The following is a 20,052-nucleotide window of genomic DNA, read 5'->3' on the forward strand; positions in this document are numbered from 1 at the left end:
ACCAGGGAGCAGCATGTCCCCCGACCCATCCAGCCGGACCATCGTGGTCAGCGGCGGCCGCCTGCCCGAAGGCGAGGCCGTCACCCGTCACCTCGCCGCCGCCGGTGCGCACGTCGTACGGGCTTCCACGGCCGAGGAGCTGGCGCAGATCGTCGACCGGCACGGTCGACCGGGCGCGGTCGTCGTGGTGGCCGGATCGGCCGGTGAGCTCAAGGAGTTGGGCGCTGCCGTCGCTGCGGCGTACGGCTCGGATGGGGGCGTGCTGGTCGGCCTGGTGAACGAAGCGGACGGCGAACTCGGCTCGTTGACCACCGAGTTGAACCGGACCGGCCTGCGGGTGAACACCGTCGTAGGCAGCTCCGAGGGGGCAGCCCAACTGGCGGCCCTCCTGGCCGGCCCGGCAGCCGACGGTCTCAACGGCCAGCTGATCGCCGTGTCCGAGCCGGCGGGTGTGCCCGACCAGACGGGCGCGGTCGACGAGGATGCCGTGGTCGTGGTCGGGATGGGCCTCGCGGTGCCGGGGGCCAGCTCGCCGGAGGCGTTCTGGGAGCTGCTGTGCGGCAGCGAGCCGGTCTTCGGCGGGCCCGGCGAGCGGCTCGACCTGGACACCATGTGGTCGGCCGACCTCGCGGCGGAGGACCGGACGTACGCCCGGGTCTCGGGCTTCATGACCGGCTTCGAGCCGCACCCCCGCCTCCGGGCGGAGCTTGCGGAAGGACGGTTCGACGCCGAGGAGTTCACCGCGCTCTGGCTGCGGCACTCCTTCCTCCAGGCCACCGAGGGCGTCACCGTCCGCCCGGAGGACCGGCAGTTCTTCGCCGTCGGGCTGACTCCCGACGGCAGCCAGCACCTGGAGCAGAGCCTCGTCACGACCGGCGTGCGCGGGCTGTTCGCCGAGGCCGGAGTCGAGGTGCCGCCGGGGCTGGACAAGCTCTACCCACTCGGCGGGGCCTCCCCGGTGGACGTGCTGCCGTACCGGATCGCCCGGATGGCGGTGCCGGAGCTGCCGGACTCGGCCGAGATCGTGGTGGTCGACACGGCCTGCTCCTCCTCGCTCTACACGATCGACCTCGGGGTGCGTGCCCTGCGCACGGGCGAGGCCGACGTCGCGCTCTGCGGCGGCGCGTTCGCGCTGAACGCGCAGAGCGTGGTGCTGTTCTCGAAGTTGAAGGGCCTGTCGCGCTCGGGCCGGGTGCGGGCCCTGGACAAGGGCGCGGACGGCGTGCTGTTCAGTGACGGCGCGGCCGTGCTCGCACTCAAGACGCACGCCCGCGCACTGGCGGACGGTGACCAGATCCTCGGCTTCGTCGCCGGGTTCGGGGCCTCCTCGGACGGCCGTGGCAAGGCGATCTACGCACCCAACGCCTCCGGCCAGCAGATCGCTCTGGACCGCGCCTGGACGGCTGCCGAGGTGACGCCCGAGGACGTCGACTGGATCGTCGCCCACGCGACCGGTACGCCGACCGGCGACCGGACGGAGATGACGGCCCTCGCGCAGAGCGCCGGGCCCGGCAAGACCTGGACCATGACCTCCAACAAGTCGCTGGTGGGCCACTCCGGTTGGGCGGCCGGTGCGGTGTCGGCCGTGCACGCGCTGCTCGGGTTGCGCCACCAGACCATCCCCGCGCAGCAGCAGTTCGACGCCCTTCCGGCAGGTGTCCCAGAGGGCATCCGGGTGCCGACGGCGGACCTGCCGTGGCCGTCCGCGCCGGAGCGGCGACGCCTGGTCGGCGTCTCCGCGATGGGCTTCGGCGGCACCAACGGCCACCTCATCCTCGCCGACCGCCCGGCGCCGGTGCCGACACCACAGCGCCGGAAGGCCGTCGCGGACGATCCGGTCGTCGTCGTGGCGCAGGGCTGGCACCTGCCCGGGGGCCCGGACGAGGAGAGCCTCACCGACTGGCTGGCCGGTGCACCGGCAGGCTGGCCCGCCACCTTCGGCGAGGAGTACCCGGCGCCGACCCCGGTCGAGGCCCGCCTCGCCCCCGCCGCGCTCGCAGCCGTGGACCGCAGCCAGCTGATGGCGATGCGCTGCGCCGACCTGCTCGCGGGCGACTGGGTCCGGGACAAGGCGCTCGCCGCCCGCACCGGCGTGCTCGTCGGCCACACCGGCCCGACCCGCTCGGCGATCGGCTACGACCTGCGCTGCTACCTCGACGACCTGACCAGCAAGCTCACCGGCCCCGCCGGGCTGCCGCCCGAGCTGCTCGCCGACCCGATCCGCGCGATGGTCCGCCCGGCCAACGAGGACTCGTACCCCGGCCTGATGCCCAACATCATCGCCGCCCGGGTCGCCCAACGGCTCGACCTGCACGGCCCGAACATGACCCTCGACTCGGGCCTGGACTCGGTCAACTCGGCGCTGGCGACGGCCTTCCGCTACCTGCGGGACGGCGATCTCGACCTCGCCGTGGTGATGGGCGTCAACGCGGCCGCGCGGTTCGTGCCGAGCCCGGACGGCCGGGAGGTCGCCGAGGGCGCGCTCGGCTTCGTACTGACCCGGCGGAGCATCGCCGAGGAGCGCGGCCTGCCCGTACTGGCCCGCCTCGACCTGGCCGGTGCCGGTGCCGGTGCCGCGAAGGCAGACGACGCCACGCCGCCCAGCCCCGGCGACCGGACCTTCCGAGGCGCCGAGGGCGCCGTCGCGCTGCTCGCCGCGCTGCGCTCCCCCGCTCTGCGGACCGCCCTGCGCCCGGCCGAGGACGGCCACACCCCGGCACTCGTCGTCACACCCGAGCGAGCCACCGACACGACCACCGACATGACCGCCGCCGCGACCACCGACACGGCCGCCGCGACCGTCACCGACCCCGACGGCCTCGACAGCGTCCTCTCTCGGCACACGCTCACGCTGCGCCCGGCAGCGGCCCGCCCGGTGCGTCCGGCCGTCGCGGCGATCCCCGCCGGCAGCCTGCTGCTCACCGACGACCCCGCCGCTCTGGCCGGGGTCGAACTCCCGGACGGCTGCCTGCTGGTGGCCCCCGGCGGGGCGCCGCGTGACCCGGGCGCCCGGCACGCCGTGCGCTACCTGGACGACGCGGCCGATCTCGCCCGGGTGATCGCCGACAGCGACCGGAGCTACGGCCAGGTCCGGGTGCTGGTCCAGGCCCCGGCGAGCACCGCCGACACCCTCGCGCTGAACGACCTCGCCTTCGTCGCCGCGCAGTCCTGCGCCACCGCACTGGAGGACGAGGGCTGCTTCGCCGTGCTGCTGCTCGGCGCCTTCGAGGGCGGCGTGCCGGCCCCGCACGTGGGTGTCTACGGCGGTCTGGTCCGCAGTCTGGCCCAGGAGTTGACCGGCACCCTGGTGTTCGCGGTGGTGACCTCCGCCCAGGACGCCGCGGCCGGGCTGGCGGAGCTGGCCGAGGAGTCGGCACTGCACCGCTTCGTCCCGCTGGCCTACCGCGCGGCCGGCCATCGGTCGGAGCTGCTGCTGGTGCCGGTCGAGCCGGGCCCGGCCGATGCGGTGCCCACTCTGCCCGAGCGGCCGGTGATCCTGGCCACTGGCGGGGCCCGTGGCCTCACCGCACACCTGGTCGGCGAGGTGGTCGCAGCCTGCGAACCGCGCAGTGTCTGGCTGCTCGGCACCAGCCCGGCCACCGCGCCCGAGCCGGGGGCCGGCCCCCGGGTGCCGAGGGCGGAGGCCCTGCGGGTGCTGATGGCCCGCTACCCGGCGGAGAACCTGGCCGCCCTCAGCCGCCGCTACGACCGCAGCCTCCAGCAGGCCGAACGAGAAGCCACCGTCTCCGAGTTGGAGAAGGTGTGCGGCGTCGGCAACGTCCACTACCGGCAGTGCGACGTCCTGGACGCGGGCGCCGTGCAGCAGCTGGTGGCGGAGATACACGCCACCGAGGGGCAGTTGGACGTGGTGATCCACGGCGCCGGGCTGGCCCGCAGCGCCGTTCTCGCCCGCAAGAAGCTCACCGACTACCGGACGGTCCGCGACGTCAAGGTGCTCGGGTACGCCAACCTCCGTACGGCGCTGGCCGGTCGGGAGCCCGCACTCTGGTGCAGCGTCAGCTCGGTGTCGGCCTTCACCGGCCTTCGGGGCGAGCCCGACTACGGCGCGGGCAACGAGTTCCTGCTGCTGGCCGCGGCCCGCGCCCGCGCCGTCGAGGGCCGCGACGAGGTCGCACTCTGCTCGGGCCTTTGGGTCGAATCCGGCATGGCCTCCGCCGACACCCCCGGCGGCGCCTTCCTCGCCCGGCAGGGCGAGATCGGGCAGCTGACCGACCGCCAGGGCCGGGAGTTCTTCCGCCGCGAGCTGGCGGCCCGAGGCAGCCACGGCCTGGCGACCACCTGGATCGGCGAGGCGGACTGGTCGACGCTCCAGCGCCGCGCCCCCGGCTTCCGGGCGGCCTGCCTCCAAGCCCCCGCCGAACCGGCCCAGCACACCCTCCCGAGGTCCGGCCCGTACGCCTTCCTGACCACGCAGCCAGAGCAACCCGCACAGCTCGACGGCGAGACGGTCTGGGCGATCGACGTCGATCTCGACCAACACCCTTACCTGCGCGACCACTTGGTCGACCTGCGGCCGACCGTCCCGGGAACGTTCATCCTGGAGATGGCAGCCGAGGCGGCCTGCCTGCTGGCCCCCGGGCTGACCCCGGTGCGGATCACCGACGTGACGCTCTCCCAGTTCATCCGGGCCCCCGAGAACCGCTGGCCCCGGCGGTTGCACGTGATCGCCACCCGCGAGGGCGACCAGGTGCGGGTCCGGATCACCAGCCCGGCCGCCGGGCCGGTGCCCGAGCGTGAGCACACCCGGATGGTCGTCCACCTGGGCCGCACCCTGACGCCCGCGCCGTGGTGCCCGGCCCCGCCGCCCGGCGGCACGGCCGCGCCGAACACGTACGAGCTGCCCGGCACCCCGGTCGAACTCGGCGGCGTGTTCAGCGCGTTGCAGCGCCCGCGCCTGGAGAGTGACGGCGGTTCGGCCGAACTCCGGCTCACCGTACCGCCGGAGGCCGGCCCGTTCGACCGCTTCGTCCTGCCGAGCATCACCCTGGACTGCCTGCTGCGCACCGTGGTACTGGACGGGCGGCACCCGGAGCAGGTCGGCGTCATCGTGCCGACCGCGCTCGGCTCGATCGAACTCCACACCACCGCCAACGACTTGGCGCTGGCCGAGGCCGGTGGCGAGATCACCCTGCGGCACTGGTACGAGCCCGCGACCGGCGCGGAGTACTGCGCGGCGGTGGCCGCCGACGGCCGGGCGCTGATCCGGGTCGGCGGCATCAGCGGGGCCGCCAAGGGCACGTACGACACCCGCACCAAGGCCTGGGCCAAGCGGTGAGCCACGCACCCGGCGAGGCCCGACAGACCGAGCACGACAACGAGGAGACAGCAATGTCAGCCGAAGCAGCAGCCGAGACCCGGCCTGCCGAGCAGCCGAGCGGCGCGGGCAAGACCGCAGACACCAGCGCGGGCAGCGGCGCCCAGACCTGGACACTCACCCTGGTCTGCGCCGCGATGTTCATGCTGATGCTGGACGTGACGGTGGTCAACGTCGCGCTCCCGCATCTGCGGACCTCGCTGGGGGCGGACTTCTCCGACCTGCAGTGGGTGATCGACTCCTACACCCTCACCCTCGCGGCCTTCCTGCTGACCGGCGGCACGCTCGCCGACCGGCTGGGCCGCAAGCGGGTGTTCAACACCGGCCTGGCGATCTTCACGCTCTCCTCGCTGGTCGCCGGCCTGGCGCAGAACGTGCTGGAGCTCAACCTGGCGCGCGGCGCCCAGGGCGTGGGCGCCGCTGTGCTGTTCTCGGTCGGGCCCGCCCTGATCGCGGGTGAGTTCCAGGGCAAGGACCGGGGCAAGGCCTTCGGCGTGTTCGGCGGCATCGCCGGGCTGGCGCTCGCCTTCGGCCCGCTGGTCGGCGGCTTCCTCACCGACTCGCTGAGCTGGCGCTGGATCTTCCTGGTCAACGTCCCGATCGGCGCGGTGGCGCTCTTCGTCGGCGCGGCGAAGCTGCGGGAGTCGAGCAACCCGCAGAGCCACCGGGCGGACTGGGCGGGCATGGTGACGTTCGGCCTCGCGCTGGCGCTGCTGGTGCTGGGCTTCCTGCGCGGTGAGTCCTCCGGCTGGGGCAGTGCCCCGATCGTGGCGGCCTTCGTCGGCGGCGTCGTGCTGCTCGGCGTCTTCGTCGTGGTCGAGCGGCGCCGTGCGGCGGCGGCGATGCTGGATCTCTCACTGCTGCGCATCCCCACCTTCGCGGGCATCTGCCTGGCCACGCTGCTCTCCAACGCGACCAGCCTGGCGGCGGTCTTCCTCCAGATCAGCTACGTGCAGAACGTGCTGGGCTACTCGCCCTGGGAGACCGGCCTGCGGTTCATGCCGATGATGCTGACGCTCTTCGTGGTGGCCGCGCTCACCGGCGGTCTGCTGCACAGTGTGCCGCCGGGCGTGCTGGTGGGTCTGTCGATCGCGTTCATCGCGGGCGGGATGGGCCTGGTCACGCTGGTGGAGCCGGGGAGCGACTGGACGGCCCTGCTGCCCAGCATGATCGTCACCGGTATCGGCATGGGCCTGTTCAACCCGCCCCGGGCGGCCGTGACGATCGGTGTCGTGCCGCCGGAGAAGGCCGGGATGGCCTCGGGCATGGGCGAGACCTTCCAGCAGGTCGGTGTCGCCATCGGCATCGCGGGCTTCGGTGCGCTCTTCCACCACCAGGTGGTCGACTCCTTCGTGCACTCGACGGCTGGCGCCCAGGCGGGTACGGCAGCCGACGGCCTCGGCAAGCTCGCTGCCACGCAGGGGAGTTCGGGTGCGGCGCAGGCGGCCCCCGCCGGTCTCGGCGACGTGGTCGCGGCGGCCGCCCGGTCGGCCTTCGTGCACGGGCTGACGAACGTGATGGCGATCTGCGCGGTGGTCGCCGCCGTGGGCGCGCTGATCGCCTTCGTCTTCATCCGCACCCGCGACCTGCACGCGAGTGCCCAGGCCGCCCCCGAGCAGGAGACCGCATCGGCCCAGTAGCAGGGCCCTCCGGCAACAGGCACGACGGACAAGGACGAGACGGACGACCATGGCCCAGCTGAAGACCGGACCGACCCGCCGCCGTGCCATGGTGCGGGGCACGGTGACGTGCCCGAGGCCGGTGCCGGGCGCCGCACTCAGGCTGTTCCTGTTCCACCACGCGGGAGGCTCCCACCTGCTCTTCCGGGACTGGGAGTGGGAGTTCCCCGCTGACTGGGAGGTGTGCCTGGTCGACGCCCCCGGTCGGGCCCAACTCGTCGGCGAGCAGCCGATCGACAGCAGCGGCGAGCTGGTCGACTACCTGCACCACGACCTGCTGCCGTGGCTGGACCGCCCGTTCGCGTTCTTCGGCCACAGCATGGGCGCGCTGCTCTCGTACGAGCTGACCCGGCGGCTGGCCGACACGGCGGGGCCCGAGCCGGTCTGGCTCGGGCTCTCCGCCTGCGGTCTGCCGGACGAGTCGGACCGGCTGGGCCAGCCGGTGCGCGAGCCCCGGCACGAGCTCTCGGACGAGGACCTCCGCGCCTGGCTGCGGGCGGTCGGCGGCACCCCCGCCGAGCTGCTCGAGAACGCGAGCCTCTGGCGGATGTTCGGCCCGATCTTCCGCAGCGACTTCAAGCTGGTCGACACCTGGCGGCCCGACCGCTCGGGGCCGCCGCTGCGGGTCCCGCTCTCCGTCTTCGGCGGCGACCGGGACCAGGTGGTCGGCCCCGAGCGGCTGGCCGACTGGGCGGTGGAGGCGCGGCAGTACCTCGGCCTGCACCTCTACGACGGCGACCACTTCTACCTGCGCCGCCACCGCGCCGCGGTGGCCCGGCAGATCGCCGCCTCCACCGAGCTGGCCCGGCACCTCCCGCTGGGTGTCCCGTCGTGACGGCCCCCGCCCCGGAGGTGTTACCCGCCCCCGGCCCCGACCAGCTGCCGCCGCCGCTCGACGTCGCTGTCTGGGCGCTGCCCATCGGCCCGACGCCCGAGCCGGCCGACATCGCACTGCTCGCCCCCGACGAGCGGGCCCGGATGGCCCGGTACGTCCGGCCCGAGGACGCGGCGCGGTTCGCCGCCGGGCGAGCGGCGACCCGGCGGGTGCTCGCCCGGCATCTCGGGGTGCCGCCCGGGGTGATCGAGTTGGGACATCAGGTGTGCCCCGGCTGCGGGAGCCCCGAGCACGGCCCGCCCCGGGTCGCGTCGCCGCAGACCTCACTGAGCTTCAGCTTCTCGGGCGCCGCCCGGCACGCCCTGATCGCCGTCGCCCCGGGCGGCCCGGTCGGGGTCGACATCGAGACCGTCCGGCCGGCCGATCTCGCCACGCTCGCCCGGCACTACCTCTCCCCCGCCGAGGCCGCCCATCTCGAACACCTGCCGCCCGGTGAACAGTTGACCGCCTTCTACCGCATCTGGGTGCGCAAGGAGGCGGTGACGAAGGCGAGCGGCGTCGGCATCGTGACCGATCTGCGGGCGGTCTGCGTCTCGCCCGGCTCGGCCGGGCCCGTCACCGTCCGGCACACCGTCGGCGACGGCCCGGACACCTGGACGGTCACCGATCTCCCGGTCGAGCCGGGCGTCGCCGCAGCCGTGGCCCGCCCGGCCGTCGGACGGCTGCGCCCGGACGGCACGCCGAACAGCACGCCGTACAGCACGCCGCACCCCGCCGCGGCTGCCCTCGCGGGGGAATTCCAGCCCCCATGGCGGCTGTTCGGCACACCGGGGAGGGAGTTCCTGCTCCTCCACCCCACCTGTCCCAGCACCGACCCCGGAGGTACCGATGCCGCAGCCCGACGCTGACACCACTCCCCGCCGTTTCCTCGCCATCTGCGGCAGCCTGCGGGCCAAGTCCCTGAACAAGGCCGTCGCCCGGACGGCCGTCGCGCTCTGCGAGGCGCCCGACTCGGTGACCCTCTACGAGGGGCTCGGCCTGCTGCCGTTCTTCAACCAGGACGTCGAGCAGTCCGCCCCGCCGGAGTCGGTGCTGGAGCTGCGGCGGCAGATCGAGGAGTCGGACGGCGTACTGATCGTCAGCCCCGAGTACGCGCACGGCACTTCTGGCGTGCTGAAGAACGGCCTGGAGTGGATCGTCGGCGGCGGTGAGCTCACCGACAAGCCCACCGCGATCGTCACGGCCTCCCCCGGCATCACCGGCGGCGACCGCGCCCAGGCCTGGCTCAAGGAGACCCTGGAGGTGATGGGCGCCCGCATCCTCCCGGAGTCGATGCCGATCCCGGTCGCCGGCCCCAAGATCACCGACGGCCTGGTCACCGACCCCGCGACCCTCGACGGCCTGCGCGCCGTCCTCGCCGCCCTGACCAAGGCCGCAGACGAGGCCGCCGCAGAGGCGGAGTAGTCGCCGGTCAGGGGCGCCGGGCGGAGCGCCAGGTGGCGAACAGGCCCGCCCCGACACCGGTCACCGAGGTGAGACCGGTCGGCCCGGCGACGGTGAAAACCACCGTCGCCAGGATGATCAGCGCCACCAGACCGACCAGGTCGAGCCACCGATCGTGTCCGGGCGGCCGGACGGGTTCCGGCGGCGGGCAAGGGGTGTACGCGGTGGTCTCGTAGTCGTCCATGCCACCAAGTGCAGCACCGCTCCGACCTGCTCGGAAGGATCTGCGGACGGACCCGTACCGACCCGGCCGAGAGCGGCCGTTGCCGGATGCCGCCACTGTCCGGGCGCACCCGGTGGCGTCCGGCACTGTCCGGCGACCGGTCCCGCGACCGGTCCCGCGACCGGCGCAGCATCGTGGCTCGGCGACATTCCCGAAGCCCGTCCGGGCTGCCGGCCCACGGCCTACGGTGTATCTCACACATCGTCAGAGGAGCGCCGATGGCCGACCTGCCCACGGAAGCAGCTCGCAGCCTGCCAGAGGACTACCCCACGGCACGCATCGCTTTCGCCCAGGAGCTGACCGGCCTGTGGAACGGCTGCGGCAGGCCCACCCTCCGGGGCGACATCGCCAAGGAGACGGGTCTGGCGGCCTCCGTGATCAGCGATGCCATCAGCGGGAAGTACCTGCCGAAGCGGGACAACCTGCTCGCCATCGTCCGGGCCCTCTACGAACACGAGACCGGTCAGCCACTGGACGACACGGACGAGCGGCTCAGGCGTTGGCGCTCACGCTGGGAGGAGGTCTCCCGGCTGCAGATCGAGTACCGGCGAACGTACGGCAGCCTCCGGCAGCCCCCGCCGCGTGTCCGGCCCCCGGCCCGCGACGCCCGTGCACTGCCGTCCTCCGCCACCCTCCTCGAACTCGAGGCTGCAAAGGGGGAGGTGCAGGAGCAGCTGTCCGAGATCGGTGACCAGGAGACGGCGACCAGCCACGAACTCCTGGCCGCCATCGCGGTCCGCGACGGGGTCAAGGACGCGATCGACCGCCTGGCGCAGCAGCTCGCCCAGGAGCGCAGCGACAAGGACAGGCTGCGCCGCGAGATCACCGCGCTGGAGCAGGAGCGGAACGATCTCAACCAGCGGATCTTCCACCTGAACCAGGAGCTGCTCCTGATGCGGGAGGAGAAGCTCGGCCTGACCCAGGAGGAGAGCACGCTGAACGACAGGCGCGCCGAGCTCTACTTCGCCTGGGCCCGCTCGGAGGAGAACGCGGCCACGGTCAGACAGCTGAACGATCGGATTCAGCTCCTCACAGCGCAGATCGCCGACAGCGAGCGCAGGCGCCTGGCCGCGGATCAGCTCATCAGAACCCTGCTGCCGCCCCGACCCGGCGGCCGGTAGGGTCTTCGGATGAACTCAGGATTCCGCCTGGTGGAGATCACCACCGACAACATCGAGGCCGCCCTCGAACTCTCCGTACGTCCCGACCAGGAGGGCCTGGTGCACCCGGTCGGGCACTCGCTCGGGCTGGCGTACGCGTTCGGGGAGACGGCCTGGCCCCGGCTGGTCATGGACGGCGAGGAGATCGTCGGCTTCGTGATGGCGTTCATCGGGGTGCCCTTCGAGGCCGACCCGCCCGGGGTCTCCCGGGCCGGGCTGTGGCGGCTGAACGTCGGGGCCGAGCACCAGGGGCGCGGGGTCGGCCGGTTCGCGGTCGAGCAGGTCGCCGAGGAGCTGCGCCGACGCGGCTGGGAGCGGCTCACCACCTCCTGGCACGTCGCCGACAACGGCCCGGAGCCGTTCTACCGCCGACTCGGCTTCCGGCCGACCGGCGAGATGACCGGCGACGAGGTCGTCGGGGAGCTGGATCTGCTCGGGGCGCCGGACCTGCAATAACCCGGTGCAATAACCCGATGCAATAACCCGGTGCGGCCCGGGGAGCGCTCGGCTAATCTCCGGGCCATGAACTGGCTCCCTGCTGACTTCGTCCACCCCGTCCGTGTCGCCGTCGGCGACGGTCACCACCTGCGCCCGATCTCGGGGGCCGACACCGAGCTCGACTACCCGGCGGTGATGGGGTCGCGGGAGCGGCTCTGGTCCATCTACGGCGAGGCCTGGGGCTGGCCGCCGGCCAGCATGACGTACCAGCAGGACTACGACGACCTGGTGCGGCACGCGGACGAGATCGAGGCCCACAAGTCCTTCAACTACGCGCTGTTCGACAACGCGGGCACCGAGCTGCTCGGCTGCGTCTACATCGACCCGCCGGAGAAGACCGGCTTCGACGCCGAGATCTCCTGGTGGGTGGTGGACGGGCAGGTCGGCACCGACCTGGAGCGCACCCTCGACGCGCTCGTCCCGCGCTGGCTGTCCGAGGAGTGGCCGTTCGAGCAGGCCGCCCTGATCGGCCGTGAGATCAGCTGGCAGGACTGGTCGGCACTACCCGACCGTGCCCGGACCGGGGCCGGGGCCGGTCAGGCCTGAGTCGCTCGGGCCCGGGGCGGGGCTGCCCGGCCCAGGGCCCACCGGCCCGGCGGGCTCCGGCGGCACAGGCACCGACGTCGGCACCGGCCTGACGGCGTCCGGCTCCCTCCGATGCATGGAGAGCGCCGTGTTCGACATCGACTTGATGCCGAAGTAGGCCGTGGTCATGGTGCCGATGGCCGTGAAAGCACTGGTCAGGACGGCGGCGATCTCGGTGCCGTTCGTGGTGTCGCCGCTCAGCCGGAGCCAGAAGACGCCCAGCACCGCAGCCACCGCGATCGCCACGTCACTGCCCAGCACCACCAACATTCCCGCCTTGGCACGAGCCCGCTCCAGCTGGTCCGTACTTGTCACCGGGTCGTTGTTCTTCTCCGTCGGCATACCTGCCCCCAGAGGCGCTCCGGACCACCGAATCGGGTCACGGGATGGGTCACGGGTTCACATTCTCACCGTACGCCCGCCCCTCACCGCCCGCGCGTGGTCCGGAGCGGTGGCTCAGCGGTAGGCCGACTCGCCCGTGATGGCCTCGCCCAGCACGAGGGTGTGGATCTCGGACGTGCCCTCGTAGGTGAGGACGGACTCCAGGTTGTTGGCGTGCCGCAACACCGGGTACTCGGTGGTGATGCCGTTCGCGCCGAGGATCGTCCGGGCCGAGCGGGCGATCTCCAGCGCCGTCCGGACGTTGTTGAGCTTGCCGAAGCTGATGTGCGCGGGGCGGCACTGCCCGGCGTCCTTGAGGCGGCCGACCCGCAGGGCGACCAGGTAGGACTTCTCGACCTCCAGCATCATGTCGACCAGCTTGGCCTGCGTCAGCTGGAAGCCCGCGATCGGCCGGTCGAACTGGATGCGGGTCTTCGCGTAGTCCAACGCTGTGGTGTAGCAGTCGCGGGCGGCGCCGACGGTGCCCCAGAGGATGCCGTACCGGGCCTCGCCGAGCGAGGAGAGCGGCCCGCGCAGACCCTCGACCCCCGGCAGCACGGCGTCGGCCGGCAGCACCACCTCGTCGAAGGCCAACTCGCTGGTGACGGAGGCCCGCAGGGAGAGCTTGCCGTGCACGTCACGCGCGGTCAGGCCGGGCGTACCGCGCGGCACCACGAAGCCCCGGACGCCGCCCTCGGTCTGCGCCCAGACCACCGCGACGTCGGAGATGCTGCCGTTGGTGATCCACATCTTGGTGCCGGAGAGCACCCAGTCGGTGCCCTTGCGGCGGGCCCTGGTCAGCATGTTGGCCGGGTCGGAGCCGAAATCCGGCTCGGTCAGCGCGAAGCAGCCGATCGCCCGCCCGGCGGCCAGCTCCGGCAGCCACTGCTGCTTCTGCTCCTCCGAGCCGTACGCGTGGATCGACCGCATCGCCAGCGAGCCCTGGACGGAGACGAAGCTGCGCAGCCCGGAGTCGGCGGCCTCCAGCTCCATGCAGGCCACGCCGTAGGCGACGGCCGAGGAGCCGGTGCAGCCGTAGCCGTCGAGGTGCATCCCGAGCACGCCCAACGCGCCCAGCTCGGGGGCGAGTTCACGAGCCGGGAAGACGCCCTGCTCGAACCACTCGCCGACGTACGGCCGGATCCGCTCGTCGGCGAACTTCCGGACGGTGTCACGGATCAGCCGCTCCTCGTCGGTGAGCAGGTCACCGACGGCGAGCAGGTCGGCCGGGTCGAGGCGGGCAGGGGTGGTTGCCATGGCGGGACTCCTCGGAACGGATGTGCGCGGAAGGGATCGCGCGGGCGGAGCGGCGGCCGGTGGGCCGCGGCGACGAGTATCGCGCACCGGGCCCCCGGCCGGGTACGAGACGCTGCCCACACCTCTTCGTGCCGGGGCTCTTGACGCGGGCACGGCCAACTGGTTCTCTCTTCCGCATGTCCGCAGCAGTTAGGAAACTTTCCTAACGTGGCGCCATGCACCACCCTCCGTACCCCCCAACTCCCCACGGACCGGTGAACCATGACCTCTCGCACCCTGCTCCGCCCGCTGCTCACCCTCGCCACCACCGCCGCCCTGGCGGCGGGCGGCCTCGCCCTCGCCCCGGTCGGCCAGGCCGCCACCACGGACCCGGTCGGCCTCAACGCCCCGTACGAGTACCTCGGTTGGGGCAACCCGCAGAAGCCGACGGACATCATGGCGGCAAGCGGCGCCAAGCAGCTGACGCTCGCCTTCATGCTCAGCGACGGCGGCTGCAACCCCAAGTGGGACGGCACCCGGGCGCTGACCGGCGGCAGCGACCAGTCCGCGATCAACAGCATCCGGGCGGCCGGTGGCGACGTGGTGGTCTCCTTCGGCGGCTGGAGCGGCAACAAGCTGGGCGAGAAGTGCAGTTCGGCGTCCGCCCTGGCCGGCGCGTACCAGAAGGTGATCGACGCCTACAGGCTCAAGGCGATCGACATAGACATCGAGAACACCGAGGTGGCGAGCGCGACGGTGCGCCAGCGGGTGGTCAGCGCGCTGAAGACCGTGAAGGCCGCCAACCCCGGCATCAAGGCGTACGTCACCTTCGGCACCACCCCCACCGGCCCGGACTCCAGCGGCACCGACCTGGTGAAGAAGGGCGCAGCGACCGGCGTCGCCGTCGACGGCTGGACGATCATGCCGTTCGACTTCGGCAGCCACAGCGGCTCGATGGGCTCGGTGACCACCAAGGCGGCCGACGGCCTCAAGGGCGTGGTGGCCTCCGCGTACGGCTACGACTCGGCGACCGCCTACCGCCACATCGGGATCTCCTCGATGAACGGCGCCACCGACGAGGCCGACGAGTCGGTCTCCACCGCGGACTTCACCACCATGCTCAACTACGCCACCACCCACCACCTGGCCCGGTTCACCTTCTGGGCCGTCAACCGCGACCGCCCGTGCGGCTCCGGCGAGTCCGCCGGCGACAGCTGCAGCGGGATCGGCCAGTCCGCGTACGCCTTCTCCAAGATCGTCGCCAAGTACCACGGCTGACCCGCGCCACCCCGCGACCGCAACCCCGACCGCAACCCCGACCGCAACCCCGACCAGGGCCCGACTTGTCGAATATCGATATGCCCCTGTACCTTCGGCATATCGAAAGTCGATGGGGAGGGAAGCAATGAACACGCGACTCACGAGGGCTCTGGCCTCGGTGACCTTTGCGCTGGCAGTGCTCAGCGGGCTGACTTTCGTCGGCACGGCCGGCGCACACCTGCTCGACGACGGGGCAGTCTGCGCGCAGACCGACTTCTGGCGCAACGCCACCCTGGCGGACCAGCTGTCGGCGGGCACGGGCGTGACGATGTCCAGCACTGCGACACGGCTCTGCCAGGAGAGTCCGTCGGCGGGGCAGCGCGTCGCCGACCTCGGCGGCGAGCTGCCCTGGCTGCTGTTCGGTGCGCTCGCGCTGCTGCTCTTCTCCCGGCTGCTCAAGGCCGTTCTGCTGCAGGGGCCGTTCACCGACGCGGTGGCGCAGCGGCTCTCCGTGCTCGGCTGGTTCATCACCGCCGGCACGCCGCTGGCCGCCCTCGTCGTCGGCTGGTCGCAGTCCTGGCTCGTCGGGAGCATGGCGCCGACGGTAGGCTCCGGGCCGACGCTCTCCGGACCACTGGTGCTCGTCCTCCCCGGCCTCGCCGCGGTGATCATGGGGAAGATCATGCGCGAGGGTGTGCGCATGCGAGAGGACCTCGAAGGGACCATCTGATGCCCGAAGAGGAACCGCACGCGATCCGGGTCCACCTCGACCGCCTGCTCGCCGAGCGCGGCATGACACTGACCGAGCTGTCCGCTCAGGTGGGCATCACCGTCGTCAACCTCTCCGTGCTCAAGAACGACCGGGCCAAGGCCATCCGCTTCTCGACGCTGTCGAGGATCTGCGAGGTCCTGCAGTGCCAGCCGGGAGACGTGATCACCCACGACCCCGGCGAACCTGCCTGAGGGCTACCCCCGGGGCTGCCGCTCGGGGCTACCGCTTGGCCGCGAGGGCTGCTTCGGCGAGGTTGTCCCAGTGGGCGGCCGAGGCGTGCGGCACACAGACCCAGTCCTTCATCGGGCGGCCACCGGCCGGGTCGAAGAGGTGGGCACCCGGGAGGCGCATCGCCTCCTCGAAGGCCGGGGCGTCGCGGCCCAGGCGGCAGACCAGCTCGCCCTGGTGGAGGCCCGCGAAGGCCTTTCCGGCCGGGTCCTTGAGGCAGGGCATGCCGAACATCTGTGACCGCCGGGCGCCGCGCGGCGCCAGCTCCTCGGCGATCTCCTCGTAGCGGGCGGCCGCGTCCGTGTTCTCCGTCATGGGGCCATCCTGCCGTCCGGCCGGGGCCGCCGCCGGGCGCCACGACCGGCCGGATCTGTCGGCGAATCAAATGAGTGGTGTCACAGCGGCGTTGGCGGGAACCATGGACTCATGAGACTTCCGAAGCCACTGCACATCTTCAACGAGGGGCTGGCCTTCATCCTGGAGGTCGCCGCCCTGGCCGCGCTCTGCTGGTGGGGCTTCAGCACCGGCAGCAACGTGGGCGTCCACCTGCTGCTGGGGCTCGGCACGCCGGTGCTGGCGGCGGTGGTCTGGGGGATGTTCGCCGCACCCAAGGCCCGCTTCCAGGTGCCGCTGTCGGGTGTCCTGACGGTCAAGTTCCTGGTGTTCGCGAGCGCCACCGTCGGCCTCTGGGTGATCGACCGGCACACGCTGTCCCTGGTCTTCGGGGTGGTTGCCCTGATCAACACGGCGGTCGCGACCACCGACCGTCAGGCGCTGGTGAACCAGCGGTTCTGAGCCCCGCGCCCCGCCCTCCCCACGGCACGACGAACGGCACGACGAACGGCGAAACGCAGAGGCGCAGCCCGGCCACGATCGGTTAGAGTCGCGCGTCTGCCGAACAGCTGTGTGCGGTGGCCACGCACCCTGGGAGGGGATCTCGATGCCGTCGGACGAGGACGCGGACGGGCAGGGCGGGCAGCCCGGCCCCGCGCCGGCCTTCAGCCTGGACAAGCCCGCCGTGGCGCCGCAGCCGGCCTCCGACGACCCGTGGGCCGTCCGCACCCCGCCCCCCGGCGGCGAGCAGCTCGGCGCCGTGCCCGCCGACTCGATACCCGCCGGGTACCCGGCCCCCGGCGGATACCCGGTGGCCCCGGGCTACCCGCAGCCGGCCGGGTACCCGTACTGGCAGGCGCCGCCCGGTCCGCCCACCGGCTACAACGGGTACGCCATCACCTCGCTCGTCACCGGCCTGCTCGGCATCGCCTGCTTCCTGTGGGTCGCCGCCATCGCCTTCGGCATCGCCGCGCTCCGGCAGATCCCGCAGCGCAACCAGAAGGGCCGGGGCATGGCGATCGCCGGCATCGTGGCAGGCGTGGTCTGGCCGGTGGTAGGCGTGGTGCTCACCGCCGGCCTGCTGATCGCCCACCCGGGCACCGGCTCCCACCGGTTCGACCCGCTCGGGCCGGCCGGCGGCCCCGCCGGGTCGGTCAGTGTCTTCGAGCTCAGGCCGGGTGACTGCTTCGACCGGCTCGACCACGACCCGACCAGCGTCACCCAGGTGACCACGCAGCCCTGCTCGCTCGCGCACGACGGCGAGGTCTTCGGCTCGGCCGCGATCGGCTCCGTCGGCTACCCCGGGAAGGCCGAGCTGATCAAGCAGGCCGACAAGGGCTGCGCCGACCTCGTCGACTCGTACGCGATGGACCGCGAGGCGCTGCCCGACAGCGTCGACCTGCACTTCTTCTACCCGGACGAGACGAGCTGGAAGCAGCTGGACGTCCACACGGCGACCTGCATCTTCGTCAGCGGCGACGCCCGGCTGACGGGCAGTCTCCGGCGGGACGGATCGACGCTGACCGGCGAGCAGCTGGCCTACCTCCAGGCGCTGCACCACGTGGAGATCGCACTCGACAAGCAGCCGGACGGGCGGGTCTCCGACCATCCGCAGGCGTACCGCGCCTGGGCGGAGCTGGTCGCCGACGGGCTCGCCGAGGAGATCCGGCAGCTGTCGGAGGCGAGCTGGAGCCACGGCTCGGCCGATCCGGTCGCGGGCCTGCTGGCGGACCTGCGGCAGTCCCTGCCGCACTGGCAGTCGGCCTACCGCTCCACCGACAACGCCACTCTGATCGCCGAGATCGGTGAGGCGATCGACCACCCGGACGACGCCCTCACCAAGGCCGTCCGCGCGGGCCTGGGCCTTCCTCCGGCCGTCACCACCCACACCGTCCGGCCGGCCGACCCGAGCGGCAGCCCGAGCTCCGAGGCCAAGCCGGTCTGACCTCCGGGCACCCGGCCGGCCCAGGGCGGGAATAGCCGTGACGGCTGCGCGGCTCTGGTGCTCAGGAGGTGCGACCGATCATGAGCGACGAGCAGGAGTACCGGGTCGAGCACGACTCGATGGGCGAGGTGCGGGTGCCCGTCCGGGCGAAGTGGCAGGCCCAGACGCAGCGGGCCGTGCAGAACTTCCCCGTCTCGGGGCAGCGGCTGGAGCCCGCCCACATCGCGGCGCTGGCCCGGATCAAGGCAGCGGCCGCGGTGGTCAACGGCCGGCTCGGGGTGCTGGACGCGGAGACCGCGGAGGCCATCCGGTCGGCGGCCGAGGAGGTCGCGGCGGGCCGTTGGGACGAGGAGTTCCCGGTCGACGTCTTCCAGACCGGCTCGGGCACCTCGTCCAACATGAACGCCAACGAGGTGATCGCGACGCTCGCCACCGAGCGGCTCGGCCGCCCGGTGCACCCGAACGATCACGTCAACGCGAGCCAGTCCTCGAACGACGTCTTCCCCTCCTCGATCCACATCGCCGCCACGGCGGCCGTCACGGGTGAACTCGTCCCGGCGCTGGAGCACCTCGCCGAGGCGCTGGAGGCCAAGGCGGCGGAGTTCGCCGAGGTGGTGAAGTCGGGGCGTACGCACCTGATGGACGCCACGCCCGTCACGCTCGGGCAGGAGTTCGGCGGGTACGCGGCGCAGGTCCGGTACGGCGTCGAGCGGCTGCGGAGCACGCTGCCCCGGGTCGCCGAGCTGCCGCTGGGCGGCACCGCCGTCGGCACCGGCATCAACACCCCGCCCGGCTTCTCCGCCGCCGTGATCGCCGAGGTCGCGGCGACGACGGGCCTGCCGCTGACCGAGGCTCGGGACCACTTCGAGGCGCAGGGCGCCCGGGACGGCCTGGTGGAGCTGAGCGGGCAGCTGCGCACCGTCGCGGTCGGCTTCACGAAGATCGCCAACGACCTGCGCTGGATGGGCTCCGGCCCCCGCACCGGCCTCGGCGAGATCAACCTGCCGGATCTCCAGCCCGGCTCCTCGATCATGCCCGGCAAGGTCAACCCGGTGCTGCCGGAGGTTGTCCTGATGGTCGCCGCCCAGGTCGTCGGCAACGACGCGACGGTGACCCTCGCGGGGGCGAGCGGCAACTTCGAGCTCAACGTGATGCTGCCGGTGATCGCGCGCAACGTGCTGGAGTCCGTCCGCCTGCTCGCCGCCGCCGCCCGGCTGCTGGCCGACCGCACGGTCGACGGCATCACCGCCAACGTGGAGCGGGCCCGCGAGTACGCCGAGTCCTCGCCCTCCGTCGTCACCCCACTGAACCGGTTCATCGGCTACGAGGAGGCCGCGACGGTGGCGAAGCAGGCACTGGCCGAGCGGAAGACCATCCGGCAGGTGGTGCTGGAGCGCGGGTACCTGGACCAAGGCCTGCTGACAGCGGCCCAGTTGGACGACGCACTCGACGTCCTGCGGATGACGCGGCCTCAGAAGGGGTAGCGCCTGTCTTCCGCTCGGCCCGGAGCGGCTATCCGCCCGCCCGGGAGCGACGGAGGCCGGCCATCGTCATCGTCATCCCGACGGCGGCCATGGCGAGGCAGACCATCACTCCGCCGGTGATCGTGTTCGTCAGGATGGTCCGCCGCACGTGCGCTCCGCCGTTGATGGCCCACGGAGCGATGACGGTCCAGGCGCCGATCAGCGTGGCAGCCCAGGCCCGAGCGTGGGTGCGCTCGTAGGCGGAGCCGTACCCGGCCATCAGGACGGTGTAGGCGAGACCGAGGATCAGGTTGCAGACGGTCAGGGTGGAGAAGGCGGTGTAGCCGACCACCCAGGGTGAGACAGCCAGGAAGAGACCGGCGCTGATGGCCAGCGCCTCGACGGCCTGCGCCCGCGGTGTTGACACCGCTCGCTCGGCCCGGTCACGCAGTTCGATGATGTCCGGGTGGTGCTCCATGCTCATCGGAAGCTGGGTCGACACCGGGACCACCTCCTCAACCTCAGTAACGTGGCAGGCGCATGCCCACTACCCATTCTGTGCCATAAATAACACTTCGTCCCCTTTTGTGGCACGGGTTTGCGCGGAGCCTCGGGT

At 72.5% G+C, this 20,052-nt stretch carries 19 protein-coding genes; 14 read left to right on the plus strand and 5 right to left on the minus strand.

Annotation, left to right across the window (positions count from 1 at the left end; all coding sequences use genetic code 11):
• Positions 1-13 precede the first annotated feature (13 nt).
• The 5 genes from ACR68M_RS05345 to ACR68M_RS05365 are packed head-to-tail and all read left to right on the plus strand — an operon-like array spanning position 14 to position 9,313.
• Positions 14-5,296 (plus strand): SDR family NAD(P)-dependent oxidoreductase, encoded by a 5,283-nt coding sequence (locus tag ACR68M_RS05345; protein WP_441249248.1) that lies wholly within the window; start codon positions 14-16, stop codon positions 5,294-5,296.
• Positions 5,297-5,349: 53 nt separating this feature from the next.
• Positions 5,350-6,975, plus strand: coding sequence for an MFS transporter (locus tag ACR68M_RS05350; protein ID WP_441249249.1), 1,626 nt, complete (start codon positions 5,350-5,352; stop codon positions 6,973-6,975).
• A gap of 49 nt (positions 6,976-7,024) precedes the next feature.
• Positions 7,025-7,849 carry a thioesterase II family protein gene (locus ACR68M_RS05355; RefSeq protein WP_441249250.1) on the plus strand — a complete coding sequence of 275 codons (825 nt, stop codon included), beginning with the start codon at positions 7,025-7,027 and terminating at the stop codon, positions 7,847-7,849.
• Positions 7,846-8,757, plus strand: coding sequence for a 4'-phosphopantetheinyl transferase family protein (locus ACR68M_RS05360; RefSeq protein WP_441249251.1), 912 nt, complete (start codon positions 7,846-7,848; stop codon positions 8,755-8,757). The genes ACR68M_RS05355 and ACR68M_RS05360 overlap by 4 nt, the downstream gene beginning before the upstream one ends.
• On the plus strand, positions 8,738-9,313 hold the full coding sequence (locus tag ACR68M_RS05365) for an NADPH-dependent FMN reductase (protein WP_441249252.1): 576 nt from the start codon (positions 8,738-8,740) through the stop codon (positions 9,311-9,313). Before ACR68M_RS05360 ends, ACR68M_RS05365 begins: the two co-directional genes overlap by 20 nt.
• Before the next feature lie 7 nt (positions 9,314-9,320).
• Here the strand turns inward: ACR68M_RS05365 and ACR68M_RS05370 are convergent, their stop codons facing one another.
• A complete protein-coding gene (locus ACR68M_RS05370) occupies positions 9,321-9,536 on the minus strand; it encodes a hypothetical protein (protein WP_441249253.1) in 216 nt (71 codons plus the stop codon).
• Positions 9,537-9,793: 257 nt separating this feature from the next.
• Here ACR68M_RS05370 and ACR68M_RS05375 point away from each other — a divergent pair, with 257 nt between their 5' ends.
• The 3 genes from ACR68M_RS05375 (at position 9,794) to ACR68M_RS05385 (ending at position 11,779) form a co-directional block, all read left to right on the plus strand.
• Positions 9,794-10,696 (plus strand): hypothetical protein, encoded by a 903-nt coding sequence (locus ACR68M_RS05375; RefSeq protein WP_441249254.1) that lies wholly within the window; start codon positions 9,794-9,796, stop codon positions 10,694-10,696.
• Positions 10,697-10,705: 9 nt separating this feature from the next.
• Positions 10,706-11,191: a GNAT family N-acetyltransferase gene (locus tag ACR68M_RS05380; protein WP_441249255.1), complete on the plus strand. Its 486-nt coding sequence runs from the start codon at positions 10,706-10,708 to the stop codon at positions 11,189-11,191.
• A 66-nt stretch (positions 11,192-11,257) separates the two neighbouring features.
• Positions 11,258-11,779, plus strand: coding sequence for an N-acetyltransferase (locus tag ACR68M_RS05385; protein ID WP_441249256.1), 522 nt, complete (start codon positions 11,258-11,260; stop codon positions 11,777-11,779).
• On the opposite strand, the gene ACR68M_RS05390 is transcribed toward ACR68M_RS05385, so the two are convergent.
• Both ACR68M_RS05390 and ACR68M_RS05395 read right to left on the minus strand, forming a co-directional pair.
• Positions 11,735-12,160 (minus strand): hypothetical protein, encoded by a 426-nt coding sequence (locus ACR68M_RS05390; RefSeq protein WP_441249257.1) that lies wholly within the window; start codon positions 12,158-12,160, stop codon positions 11,735-11,737. The genes ACR68M_RS05385 and ACR68M_RS05390 overlap by 45 nt on opposite strands.
• Positions 12,161-12,274: 114 nt before the next feature.
• Positions 12,275-13,456, minus strand: a complete 1,182-nt coding sequence (locus ACR68M_RS05395; RefSeq protein WP_441249258.1) for an acyl-CoA dehydrogenase family protein — start codon at positions 13,454-13,456, stop codon at positions 12,275-12,277.
• 261 nt (positions 13,457-13,717) lie between these two features.
• Here ACR68M_RS05395 and ACR68M_RS05400 point away from each other — a divergent pair, with 261 nt between their 5' ends.
• The 3 genes from ACR68M_RS05400 (at position 13,718) to ACR68M_RS05410 (ending at position 15,658) form a co-directional block, all read left to right on the plus strand.
• On the plus strand, positions 13,718-14,713 hold the full coding sequence (locus ACR68M_RS05400; protein WP_441249259.1) for a chitinase: 996 nt from the start codon (positions 13,718-13,720) through the stop codon (positions 14,711-14,713).
• Between the two features lie 127 nt (positions 14,714-14,840).
• A complete protein-coding gene (locus ACR68M_RS05405; RefSeq protein ID WP_441249260.1) occupies positions 14,841-15,425 on the plus strand; it encodes a DUF2975 domain-containing protein in 585 nt (194 codons plus the stop codon).
• Entirely contained in the window at positions 15,425-15,658 is a 234-nt protein-coding gene (locus ACR68M_RS05410) for a helix-turn-helix domain-containing protein (protein ID WP_441249261.1), read from the plus strand. The genes ACR68M_RS05405 and ACR68M_RS05410 overlap by 1 nt, the downstream gene beginning before the upstream one ends.
• Before the next feature lie 28 nt (positions 15,659-15,686).
• On the opposite strand, the gene ACR68M_RS05415 is transcribed toward ACR68M_RS05410, so the two are convergent.
• Positions 15,687-16,010 (minus strand): hypothetical protein, encoded by a 324-nt coding sequence (locus ACR68M_RS05415; RefSeq protein WP_441249262.1) that lies wholly within the window; start codon positions 16,008-16,010, stop codon positions 15,687-15,689.
• Between the two features lie 111 nt (positions 16,011-16,121).
• On the opposite strand from ACR68M_RS05415, the gene ACR68M_RS05420 reads away from it, so the two are divergent.
• From ACR68M_RS05420 to ACR68M_RS05430, 3 genes are all read left to right on the plus strand, one after another.
• Complete coding sequence (locus ACR68M_RS05420; protein ID WP_441249263.1) at positions 16,122-16,490, plus strand: YrdB family protein; 369 nt, start codon at positions 16,122-16,124, stop codon at positions 16,488-16,490.
• A 145-nt stretch (positions 16,491-16,635) separates the two neighbouring features.
• Positions 16,636-17,973, plus strand: a complete 1,338-nt coding sequence (locus ACR68M_RS05425) for a DUF4190 domain-containing protein (protein ID WP_441249264.1) — start codon at positions 16,636-16,638, stop codon at positions 17,971-17,973.
• 80 nt (positions 17,974-18,053) lie between these two features.
• A complete protein-coding gene (locus ACR68M_RS05430; RefSeq protein ID WP_441249265.1) occupies positions 18,054-19,457 on the plus strand; it encodes a class II fumarate hydratase in 1,404 nt (467 codons plus the stop codon).
• A 28-nt stretch (positions 19,458-19,485) separates the two neighbouring features.
• On the opposite strand, the gene ACR68M_RS05435 is transcribed toward ACR68M_RS05430, so the two are convergent.
• A complete protein-coding gene (locus tag ACR68M_RS05435) occupies positions 19,486-19,938 on the minus strand; it encodes an SPW repeat protein (protein WP_441249266.1) in 453 nt (150 codons plus the stop codon).
• Positions 19,939-20,052 lie beyond the last annotated feature (114 nt).

Source organism: Kitasatospora sp. McL0602, from assembly GCF_052076145.1.
Classification (GTDB): domain Bacteria; phylum Actinomycetota; class Actinomycetes; order Streptomycetales; family Streptomycetaceae; genus Kitasatospora.